The organism is Paraburkholderia sp. LEh10 (genome assembly GCF_017814945.1).
Lineage (GTDB): Bacteria > Pseudomonadota > Gammaproteobacteria > Burkholderiales > Burkholderiaceae > Paraburkholderia.
The window spans coordinates 1-12588 of sequence record NZ_JAGIPX010000018.1; the positions used below are offsets into that span (position 1 = coordinate 1).

Consider the following 12588-nt stretch of genomic DNA (forward strand, 5'->3'; position numbering starts at 1 on the left):
AGCCGGCAAAGAAAAGTAGGTGCCGCCCCGCACAGGGGCAACGCCTGCGCCGCGAGGCGCATCGCGGATGCCAGCGATAGCGGCAAAGCAAACCGCATCGCGGATGCCAGCGACAGCGGCAAAAACAAACCGCATTCGCAGATAAAAAAATCACCACCCCTCGATCAGGACGGCATCGAGCTTAAACGATCCATCCTCCTGCACATCGAAATACTCCCGCACTTCATCCGGCGCGGATGCCCACATCGACCGGATCGCCGCGACGCGCGGCTCCGGTGTCCGCATCCGCGCAACCCATGAAGCAAACTCGATATCCAGCCTCCACCGCTCGCGCACGGCAGCAGAAAAGCCAGCAGCAGCAAAAAACGACACCCACTCATCACCGCGATAATCGCGAATATGCGAGGCGTCGCGCAAAACTTCGACTGCCTGCAAATGCGTGTCGAGCAGCGGATGATCGCTGCCGGCGATATCGATGAACAGCACACGCCCGCCCGGCTTCAAGACCCGCCGCACCTCAGCCAGCGCCAACCGTACGTCATGCCAGTGATGCGCGCTCATCCGGCTGATCACCCAGTCGAACGATGCATCGTCGAACGGCAATTGTTCCGCCGCGCCCTGCTGCGTACGAACGTTGGCCAAGCCGCGCTCCTGCGCCGCCGCCGCGACCGTAGCCAGCATCTGCGGCGCGATGTCGTACGCGACGACCGACGCCGCGTGCGGCGCGACCGCGAAGCTCGCATGCCCCGCGCCGCAACCCATGTCGAGCACGGCCGCGCCAGGCGTCGCGGCCACCGAGGCCGCCAGCGTCTGCAAATCCGCCCCCGTCGCGTGAACCTGGCTCGTCAGATACGCGGCTGCTGTCGAGCCGAATGCGTCGGCTACCTGGTCGTGATGCTTCATCGTGCGCTCCTGCCCTTTCCGGGCCGCCTGTGAGGATCATTGTCTGAGGACTCGAACCGGCCCGCTGTTCGCACGCGCCGTTCCAGTCGCTACAATAGAACCCGACCTGTACCGGTACAAGTCAACCAATTATTCTGGTATCGACAACTCCACCCACCGCAGTCCGCCATATGATCACGCCGTCTTCCGTCGATTCCGCCCCGCCACTCGATGCAACGCCCGCCCGAGCGCTCGGCGAGTTCATCCGCGCGCATCGCGAGCGCCTGTCGCCGCAAGCGGTCGGCTTGCCGCCCGGCCCGCGCCGCCGCACGCCCGGCCTGCGCCGGGAGGAAGTCGCCCAGCTGTGCGGCGTGAGCCCGACCTGGTACACATGGATCGAACAGGGACGGCCCGTGTCCGCGTCGGCCGATGCGCTCGCGCGCATCGCCGTCGCGCTGCAACTGTCGCGCGCCGAACGCGCGTATCTGTTCGAGCTCGCCGCGCAGCGCGACCCCGCCGAGCCCGACCCCGCCGCGGCCGACGCGCCCACCATGCTGCTCAAGACCGTGCAGCTCGTGAACGCTCCCGCCTACGTGCTCGACCGCCAGTTCACCGCGCTCGCGTGGAACGATCCCGCGGCGGATCTGTTCGTCGGCTGGCTCGACGGCGAGCACGACCGCAATCTGTTGCGCTATACGTTCCTGTCGCCGGACGCGCGCCGCCTGATCGTCGACTGGGAAATCCGCGCGCGGCGCCTCGCCGCCGAATATCGCGCCGACTCGATCCGTCACCAGAACGACGCGCCCACCCGCTCGCTGATCGATTCGCTGTCGGCCGCAAGCGACGCGTTCGCGCGCTTCTGGGCGTCGCAGGACGTCAACGAGCGCGAAGGCGGCCAGCGGCAGTTCAATCATCCGCGCGACGGCCTTGTCGTCTACCACCAGATCACGTTCAAGCCCGCGCACCGCGAAGACCTGAAACTCGTCGTGCTCGTGCGCGAATGATGCCGCCCGGTGGCGGGAAAGCCGCGCGCGCGGCGGGTGTTAAAATCGTTGTCTCCTTCGAGGCGGCGCGGTGTCAGCGCGCCGTCCGCGTCTTCACCTCGCACACTGCCCATCACCATGACGTCCCAACTGCATAAAAAAGGCGAAGCCTGGTCGGCTCGCTTCTCCGAGCCGATGTCGGAACTCGTCAAGCGCTACACGTCGTCGGTCTTTTTCGACAAGCGTCTCGCGTTCGTCGACATCGAAGGCTCGCTCGCGCACGCGTCGATGCTGGCCGCGCAAAAGATCATCAGCGCCGACGATCTCGCGGCGATCCAGCGCGGCATGGCGCAGATCAAGGGTGAAATCGAGCGCGGCGAGTTCGAATGGCAACTCGATCTCGAAGACGTGCACCTGAACATCGAAGCGCGCCTCACCGCCTTGATCGGCGATGCTGGCAAGCGCCTGCACACGGGCCGCTCGCGCAACGACCAGGTCGCGACCGACATCCGTCTGTGGCTGCGCGGCGAGATCGACCGCATCGGCGATCTGCTGAAGGATTTGCGCGTCGCGCTCCTCGACCTCGCAGAGAAGAACGCCGCTACGATCATGCCCGGCTTCACGCATCTGCAGGTCGCGCAGCCCGTGACGTTCGGCCATCACCTGCTCGCCTACGTCGAGATGTTCTCGCGCGACGCCGAGCGCATGGTCGATTGCCGCAAGCGCGTGAACCGTCTGCCCCTCGGCGCGGCCGCGCTCGCGGGCACGAGCTATTCGATCGACCGTCATGCCGTGGCGAAGACGCTCGGCTTCGACGGCATCTGCGCGAACTCGCTCGACGCCGTGTCCGACCGCGACTTCGCGATCGAATTCACGGCGGCGTCCGCGCTGGTGATGACGCACGTGTCGCGCTTCTCCGAAGAGCTCGTGCTGTGGATGAGCCCGCGCGTCGGTTTCATCGATATCGCCGACCGCTTCTGCACCGGCTCGTCGATCATGCCGCAGAAGAAGAACCCGGATGTGCCCGAGCTTGCGCGTGGCAAGACGGGCCGCGTGAACGGCCATCTGATGGCGCTGCTGACCCTGATGAAGGGCCAGCCGCTCGCGTACAACAAGGACAACCAGGAAGACAAGGAACCGCTGTTCGACACCGTCGATACCGTTGCCGATACGCTGCGCATCTTCGCCGAGATGGTCGCTGGCATCGCCGTGAAACCCGACGCGATGCGCTCGGCCGCGCTGCAAGGCTTCTCGACGGCGACCGATCTCGCCGACTATCTCGTCAAGCGCGGCCTGCCGTTCCGTGACGCGCACGAGGCGGTGGCGCATGCAGTGCGTATCTGCGATCAGCGTGGCTGCGATCTCGCCGATCTCTCGCTCGACGAGATGAAGGCCGAGTTGCCGAACGTGGCTTCGCTGCTCGGCGACGACGTGTTCGGATATCTGACGCTCGAGGGGTCGGTTGCGAGCCGCAATCATCCGGGCGGCACCGCGCCGGATCAGGTGCGCGCCGCGATCGCCGCTGCACGCGCTGCGCTTAGCTGATCTTTTTTGTCGTTTCCGTTCGTGCCGAAGGCGGGCTCTTTTGCGAGAGTTCGCCTTTTTTGCTTCCGGGCTTCGCCATTGTCACGGGCAGCCTCGCTGCTGGCTCCTCTCGATGGCACGCGCAGACGATCGCCCGCTGCCATCTTTCCCGTCCAGCGGCCCGCTCAGCTACCATCAACGCACCAGTTCAGGTCTCCAAATATCCACAGTCATGATCATCCGCCCACAACTCCACTGGTTCCGCATGCTGCTCGCGTGGCGCGGCTCCGTGCTGCCCGAGCTGCTGCCGCGCCTCGGCCTCATTCTGCTCATCTCGCTGATCGCGCTCGGCGTGCACGATCAGGTGGTCAGGATCACCGCCAATCTCAGCACCACGCCGTTCTCGCTGATCGGCATCGCGCTCGCGATCTTTCTCGGCTTTCGCAACAGCGCGAGCTATGACCGCTATTGGGAAGCGCGCAAGCTGTGGGGCCGTCTGCTCAACGAAACGCGCTCGCTCACGCGTCAGGTGCTCACGCTGCCTTCCGTGCCGATCGACGCAAACGAAACGCAAGCATTCGTGCGCGCATTGGGTGCCTTTTCGCACGCGCTGCGCCATCAGCTGAGAGGCAGCGATCCGTCGGAGGATCTGTCCGCAAGGCTCGACAAGCCGCTTTTCGAACGCGTGATGATGTCGCGCTACCGCGCCGCGACGATCATGCTCTGGCTCGGCGAATGGGTGCAGCGGCAGGCGCGCGAAGGCAAGCTCGACGCATGGACCGTGCACGCAATCGACCGCAATCTGAACGGGCTGTCGGATGTGATCGGCGGCTGTGAACGGATCGTGTCGACGCCGCTGCCGTTCGCGTATTCGGTGATGATTCACCGCACCGTGTATTTCTTCTGCGCGCTGTTGCCGTTCGGGCTGGTGGAAGGCGTCGGCGTATTCACGCCGCTGTTTTCGGTGTTCGTCGCGTACACATTCATGGCGCTCGATGCAATCGCGTCGCAGATCGAGGAGCCGTTCGGCACCGACGATAACGACCTCGCGCTCGACGCGCTGTGCGCTTTCATCGAAGATGCGTCGCGCGACCTGCTCGCTCAGCCTTCGCTGCAAAAGACAGCCGCGAAGGACGGCTATCTGCTTACCTAAAGGACCGGCGCGAGCCGAGCGCAAAAAAAGCGCGCGCCAGAGACATCCGGCGCGCGCATCCGTCACGACAACGACATCAGTCCGTGCCGTACTTCGGCGAACGCGGCCCGTACAGCAGGCCGTTCGGGCCGCCACTCGACAGCAGCTTGTTGCTCGTCAGCCCGGCAACGTCGTGCGCCTCGTCCGTCAACGTATGCGCGACCTGCTTGACGGCCGCCTGAACCAACGCCCCGATCAATCCGGTATTGGCGCCGAAATTTGCGCCCAGCTCCTTGCCCGTCGCGCTTGCCGAGCCTTGCCAAAGCGTGTCGCCCGAACGCAGATCGACCAGCTTCGCGCTTGCCGACACGACCGTCGTGCTGTCGACGACCATGTACTTCGAACCGTACTGCGTTATCTTCGTGTACACCGCCGCGTCGGCGCCGAAGATCTGGCGCAGTTTGTCGGGCGCGACGCTCTGGATGTCGTTCGGCGTGGTCAAGCCGTTGTGCCTGAACGTCTCTTCCATTTCGACGACGGGCACCACGTAGTAGCCGCCTTCCGCGAGCGGCATCGTCATCTGCGACAGCATGCCGTACGGCGCGTTCACGTCCGCCGTATCGTTGATGGGCGGCAGCACGACAATCGTGCGCGGCTTGCTGTTGCGAAACGCAGTGTAATCCGCCTGACGGGGCGCATGCGCGACACACGCCGTCAGCATGAACAGAACGGACAGCGCGGCGATCAGCCTGAATGAGAGAAAGCGGGTCATGGTCATTGGAATTTGCTCAACAGGAAGTCCATGTAGATGGCCGACTCAGGAAACGACTGCTTCTCGGCGAGCAGTTCCTGCTTCGCTTGCTGATCCTTGCCGACGCTCGCGTACAGCATCCCGAGATGCGCATGGAAACCGGGCGGCGCCGACGCGTTCTTCGCGAGGATCTGCTCGCGCGCCTTTTCGAGCGCATCGATCTGCTGGAGCGGGCTGGTTTGCCCCTTGAAGTATTCGTAGACCTGCGGCTGATAGCCGTCCCATTGATAGAGCGCCACGCTCTTCGTCGTGTTCGCGCACCCCGACAGCAGCGCGCACGCGGCCGCGACGGACAGCGCGATGCCCGTCGTCAGATTCGTTCTCGTTGACATGTTCTTTGATGTGAAGCGTGGGAGTATCAGTTCGCGGATTGCAGCGCGCCGGCATCGACCTGCTGGACGAGATGATCGACGGCGTCCTTGATCGCGAGATCGAGCACCTTGCCGTTGAGCGTGGAGTCGTACGATGCGGTGCCGCCGAAGCCGATGATCTCGCGATTCGACAGGCTGTACTCGCCCGCGCCCTGGCTCGATGCGATCACTTCGGAGGTCGCCGTATCGACGATGTTCAGGCTGACCTTTGCATACGCGACCTGGCTCTTGCCGCGGCCCAGAATGCCGAACAACTGCTGATCGCCGACTTCCTTGCGGCCGAACTCGGTGACGTCGCCGGTTATCACGTAGTTCGCACCCTTGAGCTTCTGCGTCTTGTTCGCGATGGCGGCTTCCTGTCTGATCTCGCCCAGGTTGTCACGTTCGAGCACGGAGAAGCGCTGGCTCTGCTGCAGCGTCGTAACCAGAATGGTCTTTGCCTGGCTGCCGACACGGTCGATGCCGTCGGAGAAGATGCCGCGCATATAGCTCGAGCGGTTATCGAACTTGCCGACGGCGATGGGCACCCGTTTGCCGGCATACGGTACGGCCGCGCTGCTGACCTGAGGCGTCGGCAGCGTGCGCGACGACTCCGTCGCGCATCCGCTCAGCGCCGCTGCAACCAGCGCGGCGACGAGCAATGCGAAAGGTGAGGATGGCTTCACGATATTGATCCCGTTTTAAAGAATGGCGAGTGTTTCCAGCGCCTTCCGAAACGGGCGTGCTGCGTGCCGTGCTTCTATCCGACGCTCTGGTAACGCGGCGTAAGATAGCGGCACTTGCAGATGCAACTTTGAAAAACTGTCACATGGCGGCGGGCACCCGCGCGGTTGCGCGCAGTGACGCATGGCGCGTGACAACGCCTGCCAGAAGAAGACCTTGGTGATTCGAAGCAATCTGAAGGCGGGACGACTCAGTCGTTACCGGCCGTATCGCCCATGCGTTTGAGCATCGCGACCCGCGCGCCGATGATATCGACCTGCGAGCGCGCGTCCATGAGCGGCACGGTCGCGTCGCGGTAGGCGGTCCATGCGCGCTGCGCCCGCGCGAGCATCGCGCGTGAATGTGCAGGCAGCTTGGCATGCAGACGCCGGTAATAGCGGTTCAGGTCGAACATCGCGTGCTCGCACTGCGCATCGAACGAACAGGCGCGCGGGCGCGTCTTCGGGTCCTGCTTGCCCGCGTTCGCGGCGGTGGCGCGCAGCACGAGCGCGCGGTCGCGCACGGGCTGCAACTGCATGTCGGCGCCTGCGAGCTGATACGACGTGCCGCTCGTAGTCGCGAGCACTGCGGCAAGCAGCTTGCCGTCGGCCTCACGCCACGCCTTCCAGCGTTTCTGGCTTTCTTCCCACTTGTTTCGCTGCGCGTCGGGCAGGCTCGTGAGCAGCTTCTGGAGCGACTGGTCCATTGACGTCTGCCACGCGAGCCGCGCGGTGTCCATGCACTGCACCTGCCCCAGCGTCGACGACATGTCCGCGCGCGCGAGACACGTGCGCATCGACGCGTCGATCGGGTCGGCGGCAGCGACTTCCGCATGCGCCGCGCCGGGCGCGCACGTCAGCGCGCACGCCGAAACGAGCGCACACAACATCGCTCGCGCACCCTCGCGCGCGCGGCGCTGCGACCCGCTGCGCAATGCGGGCTTCGTCATCACGAATCGCGCACGCAATCGACGAAGTACTCGATGCGCCCGTTGATGGTTTCGCCTACCAGCCCGTGGATATCCGTATGGAAACCCGGGAAGCGCTCGTTGAATTCGCGCGCGAACCGCAGATAGTTGACGATGGTCCGATTGAAGCGCTCGCCCGGAATCAGCAGCGGAATGCCCGGCGGGTACGGCGTCAGCAGAATCGACGTGACACGGCCTTCGAGCTCGTCGATGGGCACGCGGTCGATCTCGCGGTGCGCGAGCTTCGCGAACGCATCGGACGGCTTCATCGCCGGCTCCATGCTCGACAGGTACATCTCCGTCGTCAGGCGTGCGATGTCGTTCGCGCGGTAGACGCTATGGATCTGCTCGCACAGGTCGCGCAGGCCGATGCGCTCGTACGCCGGATGTTGCGCGACGAACTCGGGCAGCACGCGCCACAGCGGCTGGTTGTTGTCGTAATCGTCCTTGAACTGCTGAAGCTCGGTCACCATCGAGTTCCAGCGGCCTTTCGTGATGCCGATCGTGAACATGATGAAGAACGAGTACAGGCCCGTCTTCTCGACGATGATGCCGTGCTCGGCCAGATACTTCGTGACGATCGCGGCCGGAATGCCCGTCTCGCCGAATTCGCCGTCCACATCCAGCCCCGGCGTGATGATCGTCGCCTTGATCGGGTCGAGCATGTTGAAGCCGTCCGCGAGCGTGCCGAAGCCGTGCCAGCGGTCGTTCGGTCGCAGCATCCAGTCGTCGCGCGAGCCGATGCCCTCTTCCGCGAGCTCTTCCGGGCCCCAGACCTTGAAGAACCAGTCGTCGCCGTATTCGGCATCGACCTTGCGCATCGCGCGGCGGAAGTCGAGCGCCTCGGCAATCGATTCTTCCACCAGCGCCGTGCCGCCCGGCGGCTCCATCATCGCGGCAGCCACGTCGCACGACGCGATGATCGCGTACTGCGGGCTCGTCGACGTGTGCATCAGATACGCCTCGTTGAAGCGGTGGCGGTCGAACGTGCTGTTCTCCGAATCCTGCACGAGAATCTGCGAAGCCTGCGAGATGCCCGCGAGCAGCTTGTGCGTGGAGTGCGTCGCGAACACGAGCGCGCCCGTGCGCGGACGGCCCGCGCCGATCGCGTGCATGTCCTGATAGAAGTCGTGGAACTCGGCGTGCGGCAGCCACGCTTCGTCGAAGTGCAGCGTGTCGAGCAGATCGCCGAGCAGATCCTTGATCATCTCGACGTTGTAGATCACGCCGTCATACGTGCTCTGCGTGATCGTCAGGATGCGCGGCTTGAGGTTCGGGTTCTTCGCAAGCGCCTCGCGTGCGAACGGATTCGCCTCGATCTTCTTGCGGATGTTTTCCGGCTTGAATTCTTCGCGCGGAATCGGCCCGATGATGCCGAAATGATTGCGCGTCGGCGTGAGGAACACGGGGATCGCGTGCGTCATCGTGATCGCGTGCAGGATCGACTTGTGGCAGTTACGGTCGACCAGCACGATGTCGCCCGGCGCGACGGTGGCGTGCCAGACGATCTTGTTCGACGTGGACGTGCCGTTCGTCACGAAGAACAGATGGTCCGCGCTGAAGATGCGCGCCGCGTTGCGCTCCGACGCGGCAACGGGTCCCGTGTGATCGAGCAGCTGGCCGAGTTCGTCGACGGCATTGCAGACGTCCGCGCGCAGCATGTTCTCGCCGAAGAACTGATGGAACATCTGGCCAAGCGGGTTCTTCAGGAACGCGACGCCGCCCGAGTGGCCCGGACAGTGCCATGAGTACGAGCCTTCATCCGCGTACTGCACCAGCTCCTTGAAGAACGGCGGCGCGAGCGAGTCCAGATAGACCTTCGCCTCGCGGATGATGTGGCGCGCGACGAATTCCGGCGTGTCCTCGAACATGTGGATGAAGCCGTGCAGTTCGCGCAGGATATCGTTCGGCAAATGACGCGAGGTCCGCGTCTCGCCGTACAGGAAGATCGGGATGTCCGCGTTGCGCTTGCGCACGGCGGCGACGAACGAGCGCAGGTCGATGATCGCGGGCGCGAGGTCGGGCACTTCGCCGTCGCCATTCTCGACGTACGGCAGCAGTTCGTCGTCGTCGATCGACAGGATGAAGCACGACGCGCGGCTCGATTGCTGCGCGAACGACGTGAGGTCGCCATAGCTCGTGAGACCCAGCACTTCCGCGCCTTCTTTTTCGATGGCCTCGGCAAGCGCCCGTATGCCGGAACCCGAGATGTTCTCGGAGCGGAAATCTTCGTCGATGATGACGACGGGGAAACGAAACTTCATGGGCGATTCTCCAAAAAGAACGACCGCTGCTCAACAATACGCAGCGGTCACCCGGGTAGCTGGTGATTCAGTGCGCTTTGGCGTTACGTCTTCGGCAACGTCACGCCATGCTGGCCTTGGTACTTGCCGCCGCGATCCGCGTACGACACGTCGCAGATCTCGTCGCTTTCGAAGAACAGCACCTGCGCGACGCCTTCATTCGCGTAGATCTTGGCAGGCAAAGGTGTCGTATTTGAGAATTCGAGCGTGACGTGCCCTTCCCATTCCGGCTCGAACGGCGTCACGTTGACGATGATGCCGCAGCGCGCGTACGTCGACTTGCCGAGGCACACCGTCAGCACGCTGCGCGGAATGCGGAAATACTCGACCGTCCGGGCGAGCGCGAACGAATTCGGCGGGATGATGCAGACATCGCCCTTGAAATCGACAAACGATTTCTCGTCGAAGTTCTTCGGATCGACGATGGTCGAGTTGATGTTGGTGAAGATCTTGAATTCGTCGGCACAGCGGATGTCGTAGCCGTAGCTCGACGTGCCGTAGCTGACGATCTTGCGGCCGTCTTCCGTCGTGCGCACCTGGCTCGGCGCGAACGGCTCGATCATCTTGTGTTCTTCGGCCATGCGCCGGATCCACTTGTCGGATTTGATGCTCATAGGTGAACGCTGCTGACGGGTGAAATCGGGCCGGCTGTCGCTTGGCGTTGGCTTTCGAAACGCTAGCCGCCGGAAGAAAGGCGCTTATTTTACGCGAACGCGGCGCCCGCGCCCGAAGCAGCGCGAATTGCGCTGACCGACGCGCGATGTCCGCAGGTTCCGCCCGGACCGTGGCCAAGGCGTGACGGCGCGAATCACGGCGTGGTTCAGAGCGCAATTCACAGCGGAAATCGAACCGGCAAATCGGAGAGCGGGGAATCAACGGGAAACGGCAATGAACAGCGGCGGAAGGAATGTGCACCCGGCGCAAACGATTGGCTGACGAGGTGTAACGCGGGCGAGCGGCCCGGAAAGGGCTTACTGGCGAATCAGCCCGCACGCGAGCGCCGGACCGGCGCTATGTTGCGGGTACGCGTAGGGATCGGATGCATCCCGGTGCAGCAGCACGGCGCGCTGCAGAACGGAGCGCACGCCGTCGAGCGAAACGTCCGGCGCGACGATGAAGCCCGCCGCCACGCCCGCCGCGTCCGCGTGAATATTGCCGAGATCGCCCTCGACGCGCGCGCCGATCTTCAGGCGCTCCGCAGCGGGCGCAAACACAGCGCCCGCGCCCGAGCCGTCGGCGGAATTGCAGTCGCCGCGTTCGTGAACCTGCAGCGCGTGATCGCTGTTCGGCGGCAGGCCGGTGAGGTTGTAGGTGACCTGCACGCCGTCCGAACGCTCGATAAACGTGACCATCCCGCGCGCCTGGTTACCCAGCGTCGGACTCAGTTGCGCGTCTGCGCGTTTCTCCTGTGGCCTCAGGAAACCCATGCACCCTGAGAGCAGAGTGCTGGTCGCAGCCAGGACGATGATCGTCTTGATCGCCCCGCCGCCGATTCGTTTTTTCATGCGATCCTCTTGTCGAGCGCCGGCCGCCCCCGTGACCGCGTTGCCGGACCTGATGAAGCCGACATGATACCGCGAGCGGGCACGCATTCGACCCCTTTCTACCCGCTCGCCGAGGAGTTGCCCCGAATGACCCGGCCGTGCTGCGCGCCGCGCCGCCGCCTGAGCGCGCGGCGGCTCGCCGTGCAGCGGGCTTCAGGTGTTCTGCACGACGATGGTCGGGAACTTCGAGCTCATGTCGCGCGCGCGTTCGGCGATATGGATCGCGACCTTGCGCGCAATCGTCCGGTAGATCTCCGCGATGCGGCCGTCCGGGTCCGCCACGACGGTCGGATGGCCGGAGTCGGCCTGTTCGCGGATCGCGATGTCGAGCGGCAAACTGCCGAGCACCTCGACGGCGTACTCCTTCGACATCCGCTGCGCCCCGCCCGCGCCGAAGATGTGCTCTTCGTGGCCGCAGTTCGAGCAGATATGCAGGCCCATGTTCTCGACGATGCCGAGAATCGGAATGCCGACCTTCTCGAACATCTTCAAGCCCTTCTTCGCGTCGAGCAGCGCGATGTCCTGCGGCGTCGTGACGATCACGGCGCCCGTCACGGGCACGCGCTGCGACAGCGTCAACTGGATGTCGCCCGTGCCCGGCGGCATATCGACGATCAGATAATCGAGCTCTTTCCAGTTCGTCTGCCGCAGCAGCTGTTCGAGCGCGGACGTGGCCATCGGGCCGCGCCACACCATCGGATTGTCCTGCTCGACCAGAAAGCCGATCGAGTTCGCCTGCACGCCATGGCCTGCCATCGGGTTCATCGACTGGCCGTCGGGCGACTCGGGGCGGCCCTCGATGCCGAGCATCATCGGCAGCGACGGGCCGTAGATGTCGGCATCCAGAATGCCCACCGACGCGCCCTCGCTCGCGAGTGCAAGCGCCAGATTGACGGCCGTCGTGCTCTTGCCGACGCCGCCCTTGCCCGACGCGACGGCGACGATGTTCTTCACGTTCGGCAACAGTTTGACGCCGCGCTGCACGGTATGAGCGGCGATGTCCTGCGAGACCTGCACGCGCACATCAGCGACGCCGGGCACGGCGCGCAGCGCGCTTTCGACCAGCGCGCGGAGCGTGTCGAACTGACGCCTGGCCGGATAGCCGAGTACCACGTCGACGCTGACCGTGCCACCATCGATGTTGACGTTCCTGAAGTTTTTCGCTGCCGCGAAGGGCCGCTGGGTGTTGGGGTCGGTGATGGCCGCGAGGGCCGCGTCGACCAAAGCCCGATCGATGCTCATTGAGTCTCCGTGGGAACGCTTGGCGCGGTGCACGATCGAAGCCTGCGCCGCACGCCTGAAATATTGAAAAAATTTGTTAGCCGGCATTGCCTAAAACCTTTCTCATTGGCACGCTTGCCGCGCTAGT

12 protein-coding genes are annotated in these 12588 nt (G+C 64.3%); 3 read left to right on the forward strand and 9 right to left on the reverse strand.

What is annotated here, in order from left to right; genetic code table 11:
* Nucleotides 1-150: 150 nt before the first annotated feature.
* Nucleotides 151-903 carry a class I SAM-dependent methyltransferase gene (locus tag J8I87_RS16795; RefSeq protein WP_209932656.1) on the reverse strand — a complete coding sequence of 251 codons (753 nt, stop codon included), beginning with the start codon at nucleotides 901-903 and terminating at the stop codon, nucleotides 151-153.
* Between the two features lie 170 nt (nucleotides 904-1073).
* Here J8I87_RS16795 and J8I87_RS16800 point away from each other — a divergent pair, with 170 nt between their 5' ends.
* The 3 genes from J8I87_RS16800 (at nucleotide 1074) to J8I87_RS16810 (ending at nucleotide 4542) form a co-directional block, all read left to right on the forward strand.
* Nucleotides 1074-1886 (forward strand): helix-turn-helix transcriptional regulator, encoded by an 813-nt coding sequence (locus J8I87_RS16800; RefSeq protein WP_209932658.1) that lies wholly within the window; start codon nucleotides 1074-1076, stop codon nucleotides 1884-1886.
* 117 nt (nucleotides 1887-2003) lie between these two features.
* Entirely contained in the window at nucleotides 2004-3410 is a 1407-nt protein-coding gene (gene argH, locus J8I87_RS16805; RefSeq protein ID WP_209932660.1) for an argininosuccinate lyase, read from the forward strand.
* A 211-nt stretch (nucleotides 3411-3621) separates the two neighbouring features.
* Nucleotides 3622-4542, forward strand: a complete 921-nt coding sequence (locus J8I87_RS16810; RefSeq protein ID WP_209932662.1) for a bestrophin family protein — start codon at nucleotides 3622-3624, stop codon at nucleotides 4540-4542.
* Nucleotides 4543-4618: 76 nt separating this feature from the next.
* On the opposite strand, the gene J8I87_RS16815 is transcribed toward J8I87_RS16810, so the two are convergent.
* From J8I87_RS16815 to apbC, 8 genes are all read right to left on the reverse strand, one after another.
* Complete coding sequence (locus J8I87_RS16815; protein ID WP_209932860.1) at nucleotides 4619-5293, reverse strand: DUF799 domain-containing protein; 675 nt, start codon at nucleotides 5291-5293, stop codon at nucleotides 4619-4621.
* A gap of 2 nt (nucleotides 5294-5295) precedes the next feature.
* The gene (locus J8I87_RS16820; RefSeq protein WP_209932663.1) at nucleotides 5296-5664 is read right to left on the reverse strand and encodes a DUF4810 domain-containing protein; all 369 of its coding nucleotides are present in this window, start codon (nucleotides 5662-5664) and stop codon (nucleotides 5296-5298) included.
* 26 nt (nucleotides 5665-5690) lie between these two features.
* A complete protein-coding gene (locus J8I87_RS16825; RefSeq protein WP_209932665.1) occupies nucleotides 5691-6368 on the reverse strand; it encodes a CsgG/HfaB family protein in 678 nt (225 codons plus the stop codon).
* Nucleotides 6369-6616: 248 nt separating this feature from the next.
* Nucleotides 6617-7354, reverse strand: coding sequence for a lysozyme inhibitor LprI family protein (locus J8I87_RS16830; RefSeq protein ID WP_209932667.1), 738 nt, complete (start codon nucleotides 7352-7354; stop codon nucleotides 6617-6619).
* Entirely contained in the window at nucleotides 7354-9636 is a 2283-nt protein-coding gene (locus tag J8I87_RS16835) for an arginine/lysine/ornithine decarboxylase (protein WP_209932669.1), read from the reverse strand. The genes J8I87_RS16830 and J8I87_RS16835 overlap by 1 nt, the downstream gene beginning before the upstream one ends.
* 83 nt (nucleotides 9637-9719) lie before the next feature.
* Nucleotides 9720-10289 (reverse strand): dCTP deaminase, encoded by a 570-nt coding sequence (gene dcd / locus J8I87_RS16840; RefSeq protein ID WP_209932671.1) that lies wholly within the window; start codon nucleotides 10287-10289, stop codon nucleotides 9720-9722.
* Between the two features lie 357 nt (nucleotides 10290-10646).
* Entirely contained in the window at nucleotides 10647-11180 is a 534-nt protein-coding gene (locus tag J8I87_RS16845) for a superoxide dismutase family protein (protein ID WP_209932672.1), read from the reverse strand.
* Nucleotides 11181-11372: 192 nt separating this feature from the next.
* Nucleotides 11373-12461: an iron-sulfur cluster carrier protein ApbC gene (gene apbC, locus J8I87_RS16850; RefSeq protein ID WP_209932674.1), complete on the reverse strand. Its 1089-nt coding sequence runs from the start codon at nucleotides 12459-12461 to the stop codon at nucleotides 11373-11375.
* Nucleotides 12462-12588: the final 127 nt, after the last annotated feature.

Excerpts from the sequence above, each read along its gene's own strand:
- argH (WP_209932660.1), top strand. The coding sequence starts at position 2,004 with ATGACGTCCCAACTGCATAAAAAAGGCGAAGCCTGGTCGGCTCGCTTC.
- J8I87_RS16830 (WP_209932667.1), bottom strand. The coding sequence starts at position 7,354 with ATGACGAAGCCCGCATTGCGCAGCGGGTCGCAGCGCCGCGCGCGCGAG.
- J8I87_RS16820 (WP_209932663.1), bottom strand. The coding sequence starts at position 5,664 with ATGTCAACGAGAACGAATCTGACGACGGGCATCGCGCTGTCCGTCGCG.
- J8I87_RS16815 (WP_209932860.1), bottom strand. The coding sequence starts at position 5,293 with ATGACCCGCTTTCTCTCATTCAGGCTGATCGCCGCGCTGTCCGTTCTG.
- dcd (WP_209932671.1), bottom strand. The coding sequence starts at position 10,289 with ATGAGCATCAAATCCGACAAGTGGATCCGGCGCATGGCCGAAGAACAC.
- apbC (WP_209932674.1), bottom strand. The coding sequence starts at position 12,461 with ATGAGCATCGATCGGGCTTTGGTCGACGCGGCCCTCGCGGCCATCACC.
- J8I87_RS16845 (WP_209932672.1), bottom strand. The coding sequence starts at position 11,180 with ATGAAAAAACGAATCGGCGGCGGGGCGATCAAGACGATCATCGTCCTG.
- J8I87_RS16795 (WP_209932656.1), bottom strand. The coding sequence starts at position 903 with ATGAAGCATCACGACCAGGTAGCCGACGCATTCGGCTCGACAGCAGCC.
- J8I87_RS16810 (WP_209932662.1), top strand. The coding sequence starts at position 3,622 with ATGATCATCCGCCCACAACTCCACTGGTTCCGCATGCTGCTCGCGTGG.
- J8I87_RS16835 (WP_209932669.1), bottom strand. The coding sequence starts at position 9,636 with ATGAAGTTTCGTTTCCCCGTCGTCATCATCGACGAAGATTTCCGCTCC.
- J8I87_RS16800 (WP_209932658.1), top strand. The coding sequence starts at position 1,074 with ATGATCACGCCGTCTTCCGTCGATTCCGCCCCGCCACTCGATGCAACG.